The sequence below is a fragment of the Rahnella sp. RFA10(1/100) genome, assembly GCF_004195115.1.
In the GTDB taxonomy this organism is placed as follows: domain Bacteria; phylum Pseudomonadota; class Gammaproteobacteria; order Enterobacterales; family Enterobacteriaceae; genus Rahnella; species Rahnella perminowiae.
The window spans coordinates 36263-52053 of sequence record NZ_SEWR01000012.1 but is presented as its reverse complement, the minus strand read 5'-3'; the positions used below and the strand labels follow the sequence as shown (position 1 = coordinate 52053).

Here is a 15791-nt window from a genome sequence, read left to right as displayed (position 1 = left end):
TGCAGGAGGTGAGAGATGAATTTTCTCGACTGGATGATTGCGGCTGGCATCCTTCTACTGACTATGTCGATGCTGACTGGCTGGTTAAACAGAACGCCTGTGCCTATGTTCGGTCTTTATTTAGTTGTCGGTATCGCTTGTGGTCAATGGGGACTGGGACTGGTAAATATCGATGTCTTTAGGCATACCTCCATGATCAGCCGGGCGACAGAAATTGCTATGGCGGCATCATTATTTATTACCGGGTTAAAATTGCGTTTTTCCTTTAGTGCGCCGGTCTGGAAAATTGGCGTGGTTCTGGCGCTTCCCACCATGTTATTAACCGTCGGCGGTATGATGCTTATTGCACACTATCTGGCGGGCTTTTCCTGGCCCATCGCGTTGGCCTTTGGCGCGATTGTCGCGCCTACCGATCCGGTGTTAGCCAGCCTGGTGGCCGTCAATGACGCCAGAGACAGTGACTGGCTCAGGTTGTCATTATCCAGCGAAGCCGGTCTCAATGACGGGACGGCATTACCTCTGTTGATGCTGGCATTGATTTTCTTTCATGCAAATGAAGCCCCTCTTTCCGCTGATCAGTGGATCCACTGGCTGTCCGTTGACCTGCTTTGGGGATTATTCGCAGGTCTGACCCTCGGCTTCGGGCTGGGCAGGGGCGTTGGCCTGCTCGCGACACGCTCACGACATTTACAACAGGATGTAGCTCCCAGTGATTTCATTGCGCTCGCACTGATGGCCCTGAGCTTCTCACTGGCCACCTATATAAACGCTTCGGCTTTTCTGGCCGCTTTCGCGGCCGGGGTTGGGCTGCGCAGCGCTGAAGTTAGCGTACAAAAACGCCATAAACAGGATGATGAGAACGGTGAAATCCCTCCCGCCGAAACGATGGTAAATCCTCATTCCCGGCACCGTCTTGAAGAACAGGGGCCGGTGAAGTCCGTCGGATTAGTTATCGGTGACGCGTTATCTTTTGGGGATACGGTCGAACGGCTGCTGGCTGCAACCTTAGTTATTTTATTGGGCATGACGTTAGCGCTGCATTGGGATATTGATGGACTGATGCTTGCTGTGGGGTTGTTTGTGGTTGTGCGTCCGATAGCCGTGTTACTGATGACCTGGGAAATGGCCTATTCCTGGAAACAGCGAATGATGATGGGATGGTTAGGTATTCGGGGTATTGGCAGTATTAATTATATCGCTTTTGCCCTTCTTCACGGTTTGCAAGGCGAAGAAGTAACCAGAATGGTTAACTGCGCAGTGACATTAATAACGTTCAGCGTACTGCTGCATGGTGTTACGGTTGGGCCGCTGCAGAAATGGCGGCGTAAGAAAAAATAGCTATATTGGCGAAGACGTAGCCGCTGATTGTCGCGAAATCATTATTTGCCGCTAAAGTTATTATAAGCACGGTTCAGAATAGGGTTTAAAAAGAGAGTGAGGCGATGAACAGTGACTGGTATAAAAATGCCATTATTTATCAGGTTGATACCGCTTATTTTTTTGATGCGAACAACGACGGGATTGGCGATATCAGCGGTATTCTTAAACACCTTGATTACATTCGTGGTCTGGGGGCTAATGCACTCTGGCTGACACCTTTTTATCTGACTCCTTTCCGAGATGACGGATACGACGTAAAGGACCATCTCACAGTAGATCCGCGTTTTGGTGATATCGCCGATATGGTGATGCTGCTTGAACAGGCTGAAGAAATGGGACTGCGGGTGATAATTGAATTAATTTTACAGCATACCTCAAGCGAACATCGATGGTTTCAGGAAGCCCGGAAAGACCGTCATTCGCCGTACCGCGATTATTATATCTGGGCAGATGAACCCCCTGAAAATGACGATCCTCCCATGTTTCCCGGGGTAGAAAAGAGTGTCTGGAGCTGGGATGAGACTGCGCAGCAGTATTATCGACATATGTTTTATCATGATGAGCCGGACTTAAATCTGGCTTGTCCCGCCGTGATAAATGAAATTGAGCGGGTGATCCTGTACTGGCTCCGGCTGGGTGTTTCCGGATTCAGGCTTGATGCCGCTTCGCACCTGATAAAACAAGCCGGAAAAGGAGATGTCAAAAAAGGTCTCGGGTTACTGAATCATTTACGAAATTTTGTCGCCGTCCGGCACCCCGAAACTATTTTATTGGGCGAGGTTGATGTTCCGCCACAGTAATATAGCGATTATTTTGGCGATAATGATCGCCTGCATATGTTACTGAGTTTCTCACTAAACAAGGCTATGTTTCTTTCCTTCGCACATAAAGATGCCCGCCCCTTGGTTAAGGCGTTGGATGATATTCCCACCCCACCGGCAAGGGCCTGTCTGGCTAACTGGTTGCGTAACCATGATGAACTGGATCTGGCGGGATTAAGCCCGGCAGAACGACGTGATGTTATAAAAGAATTTGGTCCTGAACAGGATACGCATATCTATCAGCGCGGACTGAGACGACGCTTAGCTTCAATGTTTGAAAATGATACAGCAAAAATTGCTATGGCATATTCGGTGTTATTTTCATTACCGGGCACACCTATTATTCGCTATGGTGATGAAATTGGCATGAGCGAGAATCTGTCCCTGAACGAGCGGAATGCCGTAAGAACACCCATGCAGTGGGACACCACCCGGAATGCCGGTTTTTCTCAAGCTGAACGCGATAAACTGATCGCGCCAGTGATGGTAAGAGGACCCAACCGTTACCGGCTTGTGAACGTCAGTAAATCACAAATTCAAAACCATTCACTGCTGCATCTTGTCAGCAACATGGCCCGGACGCGGCTAGGGTGCAAAGAAATAGGGTCCGGTACTCATAAAATCATCGACATGAAAATGCCCTCCCTTTTTGCCATTCGTTATGACTATGACGGGGATGCTTTGCTGATGATTACCAATTTAAGCGATAAAAAAGTGCAGGTTGAGCTAAACGAGCCAGAAATTATGATGCTCACCGAACTGCTTGCCGATGAAGAATATGCTAAGTCAGGACTATTGAAAGCAACAGACAGGTTTCCGGTCAATGGCTACGGCTACCGCTGGTTTACGCTCAAATTCACTCGCGAATGAATGCAACGTATACAATACCGAATTACTTTTTCCTGCCGCTTTTTCGCCATAATAGGGCACAAAAAACGGCGCTAAACATTGTCAGCGCCACTTTACCCGTTCGCGCGGGATCGATGGCAATAACACTGTCCTTCGCTTCACCGCTGAACTTTCCCTTGCTTGTGTGATGACCATTAACGGGCGTATAGAGATTATCGTCTTCATTTATCGGGTGAGGTTCTGACTGCATTTGTCCTCCCCATGCTTTTTTGGACATCAGCTTATCCAGCCATCCCGGGAAAAACATATTGCCAAGAATGGACTGTACAGTGGATATCCCGACCCATAATTCCCTCGGGGCTAAAAGAGAGGCTTTATATATGGCCTCCGCTATCGCTTCCGGCTGGTAAACCGGGGCTACCGGACGGGTGGTCCGGGGCAGCTTGTTACGCGACCATTCAAACTGCGGCGTATTAACGGCGGGGAGATGCACCATCGTCAGCCGGATAGTTGATTTTGAGTGGATAAGCTCTGAACGCAGTGCATCAGTAAAACCACGTATAGCGGCTTTCGCACCACAATAGGCAGATTGCAGCGGAATAGATCGATATGCTAATGCTGAGCCAATTTGAATAATATGCCCCTTATTTTGGGCCGACATAATTTTTAATGCTTCCCGTGTACCATTAATTACACCGTGATAAGTGACATCTGTAACACGTTGATATTCTTGCTGACTCATTTCAGTGAAAGGGGAGATGACCGTACACATGGCGGCGTTTATCCAGACATGGACTGGCCCAAGGGTATTAACAATCTGAGTCGCGGCATCTTCCATCTGACCGGTGTCGGCAACATCTGCACTCATCCCAAGCGCGCGGACGCCTGTCGATTCTATTTCTTTGATTGTTGCTGTGAGACCTTGCTGGCTACGGGCAATAACAGCCACATCATAACCATGCTGTGCAAAGCATAATGCCGTGGCTCGCCCAACACCCGCGGTCCCCCCCGTAACCACGACTAAAGGCATAGAACACCTCCTATTATTTCATTTCTGACATTATCTATCGCTGTGGAATATTGAGGACCGATATTCATATATCCCTATAATCAGCGCCTGCGTATACAGGCGGCAGGCGCTGATTAGGATATTCAGGTCTTAGGCTTGATGATATCTGGCTTGGTGTTTTCAATAGGGCCGGTGGAACCAAGCTCAGCGCCCGTGACAGGGTTTATCGACGGGTCAGACTGGGTCCGTGCTTTCATCGCATCCAGCTGGGACTGCTGTGCTGCATCCAGGCTGACCGAGGCTTCACCCGTTCCGCCATCAACCGCAGGCTGAGGCTGGTCAACATACTCGAATGTCTTATCAGAATTCCAGCTACCACGGACAGTGCCACCTTCTGACATGTTGTAATAGACCTGAGAAAATTGTGGCAACGGCGGTAATTTGCCCGGCGGGAAATTATCCTGGATCGCGTATAACGCTTTTTCAAAGGACTGCTGATGCGCGACTTCACGGGTCATAAGAAAACTGAGCGCGTCTTTAATCCCCGGATCGTCTGTTACATTGATTAAGCGTTCATAAACGATTTTTGCGCGGGCTTCCGCCGCAATGTTTGAACGCAGATCCGCTGTAGGTTCGCCGATGGTGTCAATGTAAGCAGCACTCCACGGCACGCCGGCAGAGTTAACCAGTGCGGGACCGCCGCCATACAGCAGAGAGGTAATATGGCTATCATTCCCTCCACCGGTGAGAGAACGATAAAGGTCTGCCTCTTTTTCGGTCCCTTCAGCCAGCTCACCTTTTGCGCCTTTATTCAGCATACCGACAATAGTACCGATAATTTCCAGATGACTGAGCTCTTCGGTGGCAATGTCGAGTAAAAGATCTTTCCTGCCCGGATCGTCATCTCCAATCCCCTGCGTGAAGTAGCGGCAGGCTGCCGCCAGCTCTCCCTGAGGACCGCCAAATTGCTCGAGTAATAAATTTGCCAGGCCGGGATTCGGCCCTGCGACACGAACCGTATATTGCAACTGCTTGATATGTTTAAACATGAAGTTTCCTCATTCAAATCGATGAAATATGGGTTGAGCAAATTAAGCCTAGAAAAGGAAAGGGAGATTAACCATAAATAAGGGAAGGATATGAGCATCTGATAACACGTTTAGGATTTTTCTGCATAGAGCAGTTAAAGAGGAAAACTGATCGCCTCAATAACCCTTTCTTTGAAGAGCTTCCCCTGGTGTTATCAGCCACAGAATGTTAATTACACGTATTAAAAGGTGGGAATTAATTTTCAGATCGACTGTTTCAGGATTTCAGCAATATGCCACACATCCAGATTCCCCTGCGCTGCAGCGACAGTCAACTCTTCATGGTCTGGAGAAAACCGAAGAGAAATCCCGTTACGGCGCAGGAACAAAACTGTTGATGCAAATGCCGTTCTTTTATTTGCGTCATTGAAACAATGTCCCCGCGCTATGGCCAGAAGGTATGCAGCAGCCAGAACGTATATATCATTCTCGCCTTCATAAATGTGGCGGTTTAAAATTCGGGTTGCCATACTGTCTATCCGGCCAGGATCGGCATAGCCTGCAAGACCTCCGTAAGCTGCAATCATACGTTCGTGAATACTGATGATGTCTTTACTGGAAAGAAAATAAATCATCGGTTTTTGAGTGCTTCAAGCGTTTGGCCATGTTCAGTAAACAACCAGTCAAAATCCGATTCCGCCTGTATTTTTTGCATTTTTTCATATTGCTCAGCATCAATGACAATGACAGGTTTTGCGGACCGGCGTGTGATCATGATAGGTTCACCGCCGGACACGCCATCAAGGACCGCTGCCAGTTCATTTCGGGCCGTTGTAAAATTTATCGCTTGCATCGTTATCACCTCAATGAAATGTACACCCCAGTTGTACAACTCAATGTACACTTAAAAATGGTATTTTTCAACGCCGCACTCATGACTATTCACACACATGATTATGAATAAGTAAGGATCACTATGTTCAGTAAAGCACAGCGGGTTGCCTTTCCTGCCCTGGTTATCTCGGTATTTTTGCTTACCGGCTGTCCTCCCGCTGCTGAATTCACTCAATGGGAACGTCCTTCTACGACGGAAGAGGGGGTAAAAGCCGCGATGACACAATGTGGTGATCCGGTTGGCTATACACTGAATAACCTGCCCAGAAATGAGCAGGCACTGCAATTCCTTTGTATGCAGCGTTTGGGTTTTACACGTAAGGACGGGTTTGATTTTTGTGAGGTGATGGGAAAACTTCCCGCCTGCGTTGAAAAAAAACAGGGACATCCGCTCAGTCAGTCCCAGCTCGAAGCGCTGCCGTTTGAAGCTGATGAAGGATTCTATCCGATTAAACCGGATTCCAGCCGGTATGAGGATATGCAAGTCACCTGGCGTAAGGTGGGCGCGCCAGGGGGAGGGTTGTCGACGCAAGTTGCCAATGATCGGGAGGCGCTGCCGGTGATGTACGCCTGCGGTTATCCAAAACCGCTCGGGTCCAATCTGGCGGTTGCCAGCATTGGACGTACAGCAAAAGCCCAACGCTGCATGATTGATCATGGCTTTGAACCGAAGAACAAAATGATGCTGGTTTGCCGGCCTTACCCGCAGGTGACGGGATGTGAAAATTTATTGAAATATTCATCCGCATTAAATGAAGTCTCTCCGCGCGCATAGTAACTATCTGCAGTAAGCAGTGTGAACCTGCGCCTCCATCGCTATGATTCGATGCTTCACTCAGAATGCTGTTTCCAGTGAGTCTGTGACACAATAATCATCATCTACCAATGGCAAATACCGCCATTTATCGAACGCGGTACAGGGATGTGAAATACCACAGCCCACCCAATCACCAGGCTTTAATGTATCCTCATCCGGCAGCAACAAATATGCATGTTGATCGTTCACCTCGCGGATACGCATGCCAGAAGCCGCACGAGGGGCGCTGCCATCAACATTGCGCACCCACAGCGGATTCGGCAGGTCCTGGTCAAAGGGCACATCACGGCGTCCAAAATCAACAAACGCCAGCCCTGGCTCTGGGCGAGATAACACCCGCCCCCAGATTTCCAGCGCTGCCTCAAAATGATACCGGGCATCAGGTTGGGAAAACGGGGCGATGCGGGCATATAACCCGTTATCGTGTGCCATATAGGCACCCGATCGGATCAGCGGTGTGATCGGTAGCGACAGCCGGGCTTCGTTAAAACAGGTACTGACCACATCAAACCAGGCACCGCCACCGGCGCTGAGAATAATGGTGTCGCTGCTGAACAGCTGCTTCTCGGCCAGCAGCGCAGCGGTGGCGATCAGCATCTGACAATAATCTTGCACCCTGGCGATACCGGTGGCGTCACGCTCCGCCCCCAGCGCACCTTCATAACCCGCTACGCCGACCAGTTGCAGGGCAGGGCAGGCAGCGATCGCGGTCGCGATCTCCAGCGCTTCGCGCTGGGTACGGCAGCCGGTACGTCCGCCACTGACGGACATCTCCAGCAGTACCGCAATGCGGCTGTCGCTGAGATGTTGCTCCAGCAAACGAACTCCTTGCATTGAATCGACGTAGCAAAGAAAGCCATGGTCGGGATGCTGCTTTTGCCATTCGCCTATCCAGTGAATACCGGCGGGGTCGACCAGCTGATTAGCGAGAAATACGTTGCGAATACCAAACTGGCGCAGCGCCCGTACCTGCGCCGGGGTGGCAGCGCTCAATCCCCAGGCACCGCCTTCAGTGACGGCACGACGCAGGATCGCCGGAGACATAGACGTCTTAGCGTGTGCCGCCAGCATCACGCCCTGTTCATGACAAAAATCTGCCAGCTGACGCAGATTATTTTCCAGCGCCGATTGCTTCATCAGCATCAGCGGGGAAAACACCATGTTGCTGGCAAATATCGGCGTGCCAGCCGGTAACGGCGCATCGCCGCGGCCTGCAACAGATTTAAAGCGTGGCGCGGGTTGGATCGCATCCAGCAGACCATCTGCCATCAGCGGTAAATGAATTGACATAGCGCCTCCAATTAATGCTCAAGCACTCGTGACAAAAATTGCTGAGTGCGGGGATTCTGTGGATGAACGAAAATCTGCTCAGGCGATCCCTGTTCAGCAATTACACCCTGATCCATAAACACCACGCGGTCAGCGGTTTTGCGCGCAAAACCCATCTCGTGCGTGACCACGACCATCGTCATACCTTCACGCGCCAGGCTGCGCATCACCTCCATCACTTCGCCGACCAGTTCGGGATCGAGCGCCGAAGTTGCTTCATCAAAAAACATAATTTTAGGTTCAACCGCCAGCGCCCTGGCAATGGCTACGCGTTGTTGTTGTCCACCTGACAGCTGCGCTGGATAATAGTGTGCGCGCTCAGCCAGACCGACGCGGGTCAGGGCTGCCATGCCGCGTTTATTCGCTTCGGCTTCAGACAGTTTCTGCGCTTTAATCAGCGCCAGTGTCACGTTACCGAGTGCGGTTTTGTGGGGAAACAGGTTGAACTGCTGGAACACCATCCCGACATGACCACAAATTTCCCGGTTGCGTTTATTGTCGTGCAGCGGCACATCGTTGACCCAGATTTTCCCCTCATCGGCTGTTTCCAGTCCGCTCATAATGCGCAGTACGGTACTTTTTCCTGAACCCGATGCGCCAATCAGCACCAGCACTTCGCCGGGCGAAACATCAAGGCTGATCTCTTTCAGTACCTGAGTGGTACCAAACGATTTAGTAATACGGCTCAGCGTAATGGCGGATTTGCTCATGATAACTGACTCCTGGTTTGATGATGTTGAACCCAACGGGAAAGCGGAAAACACACAACGAAGTACAGCACGGCCACCAGACCGTAGATCACCACCGGCTGGCCAATGCGATCGACAATGGCCTGCCCCTGATGCATTAGCTCAGACATGCCGATCATGCTGACGATCGACGTATCCTTAATCAGAGAAAGATACTGGCCCACCAGCGGCGGCAGCACAATGCCGCGTGTCTGTGGCAGGATCACGCTAAAAAAGGTCTGGTATTTAGACAGGCCGAGGATCCACGAGACTTCCCATTGTCCTTTCGGCACCGCTTCGATCCCGGCACGAAACACTTCAGCGATATACGCGCCCTGATAAATGCTCAGACCCAGTATCCCGGCAGCAAACAGGTTGATTTCATAGCCGAAATACGCCACCCCGAAGTAGATAAACATCAGGGTGATCAATACCGGGGTTCCGCGAAAAAGCTCGGTATATAACACGGCAACTTGTTGTGCGACTGGCAAACGGCTGGTTCGCAGCACGGCGGTGAGCAGACCGAGTAGGGTACTGCCGATAATCGCCGCCACCGACAGAAGCAGGGTGACACCCAGCCCCTTCAGCAACAGCGGTAACGAGCTGGTGATCAGGTCGTTCATAGCGCGTTCTCCCGCTTCAGTGGGTTAGTCAGCCATTTTCTTGCCCACCAGGCGGGCTTTTTTACCCGGGTCACCAGCGGCGGATGAAACATCCGTCGTCCTGCCAGGTTACCGAGCCAGGCAAACAGGTTGCTGAGCAGCAAATACACCACCGTCACCACGCTGAAAGTCTGGATATAGAGCAGGGTACGGGCGTTGATCACCGTTGCCGTGCCGGTCAGTTCGGGTAAGGCAATCGCCGACAGCAGCGAAGTACCCAGTAGCAACTGGATCAGATTATTGATAATGGCTGGCCACACCGCGCGTGCGGCCTGGGGTAACACTACGCTGAGAAACAACTGACGGCGCGGAATACCGAGGATCCACGCGGCTTCCAGCTGTCCTTTCGGCACGGACTGAATCCCGGCACGAAAGATCTCCGACAAATAAGCACCGACGTTAATGCCCAGTGCCAGCACGCCAGCAGTAAAGGCGCTCATGGTGACGCCGAGCGAGGGCAGACCGAAAAAGATAATGAAAATTTGCAGCAACACCGGCGTATTACGGATGAATTCGACGTAGCAGTGACTCAGCCAGCGTAGCGGAGCTAACGCGGAAGCTTTCGCCAGTGCTGCCAGCAACCCGAGTGCGACGGCCAGCATGAAAGCGAGAAGAGTGACCTGTAGCGTGAGCCAGGCGGCGGTCAGGAAAGTCTCGCCATAACTCCACAGGGTTAGCCATTGATAACTCATGAATGGACTCCTTCCTGCGGCATAGCAAAAGCTGCCACGCCGCAGGTGATCAGAATTGCGGGTTCAGTGGATAACGCGGTTTATCGCCAAACCATTTTTGATACAATCTGGCATTCTCACCGGAAGCGTTGATCTCAAACAGGAACTCATTCAGGTAGTTCAGCCACGCCTGGTCTCCTTGTTTCACGCCAAAAGCGTTGTACTCCAGCGGCACCAGCGCTTCGTTGGTGACGGCGAGCGTCGGATCAAGCTTGGCCTGATAAGCGAGGAAGTTGTTATCCTCGATCATCGCATCAGCCTGACCCTGTTTCACGGCAAGGATCGCTGCCTGAGAGGAATCGTATTCCTGAATTTTCACGTCGATACCCATGCTGCGTACTTCGTCACCATTGGTTGACCCTTTCACCGTCGCGATGGTTTTTCCGGCCATGTCATGCGCCGATTTGATACCGCTCTCTTTACGGACCAGCATCGCTTCGCTTGCCACCACATACGGATTGGTGAAGCCGATCTCTTTGGCGCGTTCCAGATTACGTGTGAAGTTACAGAACACCACGTCCACTTTGTTGGTTTGCAGGTTAGGGATGCGGTTGGCGCTGGTGGTGTTCACCATCTCCAGTTTCACACCCATCTCTTTCGCCAGCGCTTTCGCCAAATCGACGTCATAACCATCAGGATTGCCGTCTTTATCGTAAAAGCCGAAAGGAGCGAAACTCAGGCAATCACCCACGCGCAGCGTGCCACGTTGCAATACGGTTTGCAGCGCCGATTGAGGTGCCGCACCCGCCTCTTTTTTTTCTTCCGTGGGAGTACAACCGGCAACGGCCAGCATGACCAGCGTTCCGGCGATGATTTTTAACGAAATTGCATTCATTATTTTTCTCGCTTATTAAATGGAGACAACATGAAAAACATGAGTTATTAACGGACTGCCGTGGTGTTGGCGAATAAATAAAAATCTCAGGTGGTTATCAGATTAATAATATTATTTTCTATCAGCACGAAAGCATTTCATATCCACTTCCACTTTGCAGTCGACGACTAAATCCTGCACGCTACAAATACGTGCCGGTGGATTTCCGGTAAATATATCGCTGAAAACTTTATTAAATGAACTGAAGTAACGTGCGTCAGTTAATACCGCTGTAACGTGAACCACATCCTCCACTGTATAACCCGCCTCACGCATAATGGACAGGCAGTTATCAAATGCCAACCGGGTCTGTTCGATGATGCCGCCTTCCACCACTTCGCCCTCGCGCATTGGTGTCTGACCCGAGATATATAGCCAGCCATCGGCCTCTACTGCTCGTGCGAACGGCAGTTTTTGCCCACCGGTACCGGTGCCGCCTTCAATACCATAACGTTTGATCGTCATGCAACACTGCTCCTTTTTGTTCTGAGAATGCCCATTTGTACGGCATGGCAGTAGTCTGGTATACCGGACTGTTATCTGCAATATCGGATTGCCCAAGATTTGCACAGGTTTTTTATTTTTGCAATATGTCGTGAGGAATTTAATTTTTGTGATGCCGTCGCGATCGCAAAATAAAAATGAAAGAAGCAAGTTTCCGAATGGAAATGTTATCCCTCTCGTAATTTAAAAAAATAATCTGCACGTTATGCGCAAAAATGAGGCCCCAAAATAGAACAAGGAAATATAAACTCAGCCAATAAAATTTTAATTAACGGGGATGGGTTAACGACGACTCTCGGTGTATGATGCTTTTCTTTTTTACTGTCTGGCGTGATCGCCTGACTGCATCAGGAGAATTTGCTTATGCCGGACGAGAAACTATCGCGTGCGCGCGGCGTTGACCGTGTTATCGACATTTTTCGCCAGTTGCATATCGCTCGTCAGCCCATGGCGATCCGAGATTTGATCGACGCCACCGGTGCGCCGCGTTCCAGCGTATATGAACTTGTCAGTCTGCTGAGTGAGGCTGGGCTGATTGAACTGGATGCCGACGGCGCGGTGTTCTTTGGTCGTGAAATGCACTACTACGGTGCAGATTACATGGCGCATAACGATCTCATCCGCCGTGCACATCAGTTAATGGTTGAGATAGTGGCCCGTCTTGGTGAGACGGTGCAGCTATGTATGTTGGAAGGGGATAAGTACACCGTAGTTCTGTCAGAAAGTAGTGCCCACCCCTTCAAAATCACTTCTGATATCGGGGTGCGGGTACCGATTACCTGGACGGCCACCGGCCGTCTGCTGCTCAGTAATTGGTCAGACAGTGCCATTCTCGATCTCATCCCTGAAGAAGATTATCGCCTGGCAAACGGGCAGGTCCTCGACAAGCAGGCGTTCCTCGAAGATATCCATCGTGCCGGACAACTGGGATATTGCCTGACCGAAGGTTTGTCAGAGAGTTTTACCTGCTGTATGGCAGCACCGATTCGTTCGCGTAGCGGGCAGGCGATAGCCGCTATCTGCTTTATGGTGAGCCGCGATACGCCTGAGGAGCGCCGTCAGATGTTACTGAGAGAGTTGATCGTTTTCGGGCAAAAATTGTCTGATTTCACCTGAGTCCGACACATTTTCTTAGTCAGGTGATAACTTTCAGTTCCGTGTCATGATACGTTTTTTATAAAACAGTCATTATCAGCCATGACCCTACCCTAAAATCCTGCTCCGTTGGCGTCAGATTTGGCACGTTAGCCCTTCATTGCAGCATAGCGTTTTCGGTATTCCCCTGGGGGAATACCATTATGTTTGCGAAACACCCGTGTAAAATAGACCGGATCGCTATAGCCCACCGACGCTGCCACCTTGCTCAGCGGCAATGCCGTGGTCTGCATCAGCCATTTTGCCCGATTAATGCGCTGCATCTCGCGCCAGGCGTAAATAGTCTGCCCCAGATTGTTTTTAAACAGGTGCGCCAGCCGCGAGGGCGACAGAAAAACCATCGCGGCCAGCCTTTCAATTCTCATCTCCTGGGCGATATGTTCGTTCAGGTAATCGCAGACTGCGTTGATACGTGGGTCATGGGCATGACGGTTACTGATCGGCTGCAACTGAAAGCAGTTTATAATTAGCCGCTCCAGTGCATTCATCGCCAGCGCTTCGGAGAAAGGTACTGAGTCGTTATAGTGGCGGATTACTTCGTAAAACAGATCGCGCAGCACCAGTTGTTGCTGCGGGTCGTTGACCATCGTTTTGCCAATGCCATGAGTGGTGTGATCCCACTTCAGCCAGTCGACCCAATAGGGCCGCGGGATAAAGTAAATCCACAGATGATCCCAGAACTCACTATGCTCATCACGCCCGTAGTGGTGGGATACGCCGGGCGGGAACAACAGCAGTTCATTTTCGCGAAACAGCAGTGCCCCGTCCCCTGCTTTGGCCCGCGCCTGGCCGCGCAGGGTCAGGTTGATGATGTAGCCCTTCATCCCCTGAGGGCGGTTAATATAGTAGTCGAGCTTCGATCCACGGCTGATGGGGGTAAAACCGGCAACTACCCAGGCGTTAAAGGTGAAGGTTTTTATCAATGGCGAGAAGTTCAAAAGCTCATTGATATCCAGTTCCATATCTTCTCCGCCGGTAGTCATGTGCCGTTAACTTTCGATGATACTAAAGTCCCAGCCTTTGAGACGCAATGGCTCACCGCAGGCCACTGTTTTACCGCTCAGCAGTTCAGTGCCTGCCGTTTCCGCGATCGCTTCCTGATTATCAGCGCTGTAGTTAAACAGGAAGTGGATATACTTACCGTCGCGGTTACGCATCGTTCTGGCGACCAGCGGATAACGATGGATGGAGGTGCGTGAACGTAAGCTCAGCCCATCGGTCAGCGTGTCAAAAAGCTGCTGAATCAGCGATTTGTGTGGCAGGAAGCCAACATATAGCGCCCGTCCTTTACCGTAATCAGCCTCAGTGGCCGCCGCGTATTCTCCCCAGGCCGGATGCTGGTAGCGCAGCAGCGTGCGGGTGCCCGGCGCAGGGGTCAGCAGTTCCATCCACAGTTCGACATTATTATGTGCACGGCAGTCGATCGCTGGCGTACAGGCAGCAACAGTTACGTCCTCAGGTAGCGTGAACTGGCTATAGGTTACGCCGCAGGCCTGACACAGGATGCCCGGCTGGGCACTGCTGCGCACCTTCACGTTCTCGTCGCTAAAACCAGACTTAAAGCCAATCAGCGCTCGCCCTCCTTGCTCAATATAGTGGTTTATGCGCGCCAGCAGACCGTCATCAGCGGCGTAGAGACCAGGAACAATAAGCGTTTTATAGCGCGAGGTTTCATCAGTTACGTCATTAATGATATCCAGCGCGATATTATGATCATAGAGCGCGTCGTGGAAGCGACGGAAAATATCGTTGTAGACGTTGCCCTGAGCATTACCGGGACGAAACTGGTTAAGCGCATCCATCGCTTCGTTGCTGATCAACAGTGCGACATCATTCTCCGCGCGCAGCCCGGCAAGCTTAGGGGAGAGGCGGGCGAAATCGGCGCCGATAGTCGTCGCTTCTTGCCAGGTGGCGTTGCGCGAAAAGTCGTGGCTCAGCAAACCCTTCCAGTAGGTTTCAAAAGCGTTGTGAATGGAATGCCAGTGCCAGTAGGAAACCATCGCCGCGCCGGCGGCCACGTGGCTGAAGGCCTGCAGCCGCAACTGGCCGGGGAACGGCGTCCACTGGGCGAACCCCTGCGCCTGCGTTTCAAGAACGAAATAGTTATTTCCCCCCTTGAGTGCGCGGGTGATAGCACCGCCAAAGGCGATTTCCCGCCCGGTCAGGTGCTTCTGGCTGGGGTGATAGATATCAACCCCGGCGATATCCAGTGCCTTAGCGGCGGCAAAATGGTCAACCCGCGGCTGCACGCCAAACGAATAGCCGCGCCACTCAAAGTCAAAATTATGGGTCACGAACTGATGAGGGAGCGAGTACTCCCGCACGATCTCCGCCTGCCAGGCCAGATATTCCGTCACCTGCTGGCGCTGATAGCATGAGAAGGCGCAGGCGAGGCTGGCATTAATGGTGTTCTCAACGGGCGGGAAATCATCCCAGGAATCGATGCGGTTACTCCAGTAATCGAGGCCGAAGTCGTGATTTAGCGTGTCGAGGCTGGTGTGTTTTTCGCGCAGACTGCGTACAAATCCCGTCTGCATATAATGTCCGACGTTGTCGTAGTGCTTTGTTTCGTTATCCAGTTGCCAGCCAACAATCGCCGGGTGGTGGTGCACGTGCGCCAGCAGGGTGCGGATAATCTTTTCCGCATAGCGGCGAAAATTAGGATTAACGATATCCATAATCTGCCGTGGGCCGTACTTCTGCTGCCCCCCGGCGGTGGTAACGAGAATATCAGGGTATTTAGCGACCAGCCAGGCCGGTACCGCATAGGTGGGAGTGCCGATGATCACCGCGATACCCGCTTCGTGCATCGCGTTAAGCACACGATCGATGTGGTAAAAATTATATTCACCTTCCTGCGGCTCCAGCGTGCTCCAGGTGGATTCTGCAATACGTACGACATTGATGTTCGTTTCGCGCATCAGTGCGATATCTTTCGCCAGTCGGTCCTCCGGCATATATTCGTCGTAATAAGCGACACCGTAATATAAATCAGACATAGAGTTTACCT

At 51.3% G+C, this 15791-nt stretch carries 17 protein-coding genes; 5 read left to right on the top strand and 12 right to left on the bottom strand.

What is annotated here, in order from left to right; all coding sequences use genetic code 11:
• The first annotated feature begins 15 nt into the window (after positions 1–15).
• The 3 genes from ETV65_RS23135 to ETV65_RS25265 all read left to right on the top strand — a co-directional run bounded on the left by ETV65_RS23135 (position 16) and on the right by ETV65_RS25265 (position 3071).
• On the top strand, positions 16–1338 hold the full coding sequence (locus ETV65_RS23135) for a cation:proton antiporter (protein WP_129955429.1): 1323 nt from the start codon (positions 16–18) through the stop codon (positions 1336–1338).
• Positions 1339–1442: 104 nt separating this feature from the next.
• On the top strand, positions 1443–2180 hold the full coding sequence (locus tag ETV65_RS25270) for an alpha-amylase family glycosyl hydrolase (protein WP_240782870.1): 738 nt from the start codon (positions 1443–1445) through the stop codon (positions 2178–2180).
• Between the two features lie 36 nt (positions 2181–2216).
• Positions 2217–3071: an alpha-amylase family glycosyl hydrolase gene (locus ETV65_RS25265; RefSeq protein ID WP_240782869.1), complete on the top strand. Its 855-nt coding sequence runs from the start codon at positions 2217–2219 to the stop codon at positions 3069–3071.
• 22 nt (positions 3072–3093) lie between these two features.
• On the opposite strand, the gene ETV65_RS23125 is transcribed toward ETV65_RS25265, so the two are convergent.
• The 4 genes from ETV65_RS23125 to ETV65_RS23110 all read right to left on the bottom strand — a co-directional run bounded on the left by ETV65_RS23125 (position 3094) and on the right by ETV65_RS23110 (position 5940).
• The gene (locus ETV65_RS23125; protein WP_129955427.1) at positions 3094–4080 is read right to left on the bottom strand and encodes an SDR family oxidoreductase; all 987 of its coding nucleotides are present in this window, start codon (positions 4078–4080) and stop codon (positions 3094–3096) included.
• A 122-nt stretch (positions 4081–4202) separates the two neighbouring features.
• Positions 4203–5108, bottom strand: a complete 906-nt coding sequence (locus ETV65_RS23120; protein WP_129955425.1) for a manganese catalase family protein — start codon at positions 5106–5108, stop codon at positions 4203–4205.
• Between the two features lie 242 nt (positions 5109–5350).
• Complete coding sequence (locus ETV65_RS23115) at positions 5351–5722, bottom strand: type II toxin-antitoxin system death-on-curing family toxin (protein WP_129955423.1); 372 nt, start codon at positions 5720–5722, stop codon at positions 5351–5353.
• A complete protein-coding gene (locus tag ETV65_RS23110; protein ID WP_129955421.1) occupies positions 5719–5940 on the bottom strand; it encodes a type II toxin-antitoxin system Phd/YefM family antitoxin in 222 nt (73 codons plus the stop codon). Before ETV65_RS23110 ends, ETV65_RS23115 begins: the two co-directional genes overlap by 4 nt.
• A 123-nt stretch (positions 5941–6063) precedes the next feature.
• Between ETV65_RS23110 and ETV65_RS23105 the strand changes: the two genes are divergently transcribed.
• Positions 6064–6756, top strand: a complete 693-nt coding sequence (locus ETV65_RS23105; protein ID WP_129955419.1) for a hypothetical protein — start codon at positions 6064–6066, stop codon at positions 6754–6756.
• A 60-nt stretch (positions 6757–6816) separates the two neighbouring features.
• On the opposite strand, the gene ETV65_RS23100 is transcribed toward ETV65_RS23105, so the two are convergent.
• From ETV65_RS23100 to ETV65_RS23075, 6 genes are all read right to left on the bottom strand, one after another.
• On the bottom strand, positions 6817–8088 hold the full coding sequence (locus tag ETV65_RS23100; protein ID WP_129955417.1) for an alanine racemase: 1272 nt from the start codon (positions 8086–8088) through the stop codon (positions 6817–6819).
• 11 nt (positions 8089–8099) lie between these two features.
• Positions 8100–8837: an amino acid ABC transporter ATP-binding protein gene (locus ETV65_RS23095; RefSeq protein ID WP_129955415.1), complete on the bottom strand. Its 738-nt coding sequence runs from the start codon at positions 8835–8837 to the stop codon at positions 8100–8102.
• The gene (locus tag ETV65_RS23090) at positions 8834–9478 is read right to left on the bottom strand and encodes an amino acid ABC transporter permease (protein WP_129955413.1); all 645 of its coding nucleotides are present in this window, start codon (positions 9476–9478) and stop codon (positions 8834–8836) included. The genes ETV65_RS23095 and ETV65_RS23090 overlap by 4 nt, the downstream gene beginning before the upstream one ends.
• Positions 9475–10209, bottom strand: coding sequence for an amino acid ABC transporter permease (locus tag ETV65_RS23085; protein WP_129955411.1), 735 nt, complete (start codon positions 10207–10209; stop codon positions 9475–9477). The genes ETV65_RS23090 and ETV65_RS23085 overlap by 4 nt, the downstream gene beginning before the upstream one ends.
• A 49-nt stretch (positions 10210–10258) precedes the next feature.
• Positions 10259–11083 carry a transporter substrate-binding domain-containing protein gene (locus ETV65_RS23080; protein ID WP_129955409.1) on the bottom strand — a complete coding sequence of 275 codons (825 nt, stop codon included), beginning with the start codon at positions 11081–11083 and terminating at the stop codon, positions 10259–10261.
• Positions 11084–11194: 111 nt separating this feature from the next.
• Positions 11195–11587: a RidA family protein gene (locus ETV65_RS23075; RefSeq protein ID WP_129955407.1), complete on the bottom strand. Its 393-nt coding sequence runs from the start codon at positions 11585–11587 to the stop codon at positions 11195–11197.
• Between the two features lie 402 nt (positions 11588–11989).
• Here ETV65_RS23075 and ETV65_RS23070 point away from each other — a divergent pair, with 402 nt between their 5' ends.
• The gene (locus ETV65_RS23070; RefSeq protein ID WP_129955405.1) at positions 11990–12742 is read left to right on the top strand and encodes an IclR family transcriptional regulator; all 753 of its coding nucleotides are present in this window, start codon (positions 11990–11992) and stop codon (positions 12740–12742) included.
• Positions 12743–12870: 128 nt separating this feature from the next.
• On the opposite strand, the gene araC is transcribed toward ETV65_RS23070, so the two are convergent.
• Positions 12871–13743 (bottom strand): arabinose operon transcriptional regulator AraC, encoded by an 873-nt coding sequence (araC, locus tag ETV65_RS23065; RefSeq protein WP_129955403.1) that lies wholly within the window; start codon positions 13741–13743, stop codon positions 12871–12873.
• 27 nt (positions 13744–13770) lie between these two features.
• Positions 13771–15780: a beta-galactosidase gene (locus ETV65_RS23060; RefSeq protein WP_129955401.1), complete on the bottom strand. Its 2010-nt coding sequence runs from the start codon at positions 15778–15780 to the stop codon at positions 13771–13773.
• Between the last annotated feature and the right edge of the window lie 11 nt (positions 15781–15791).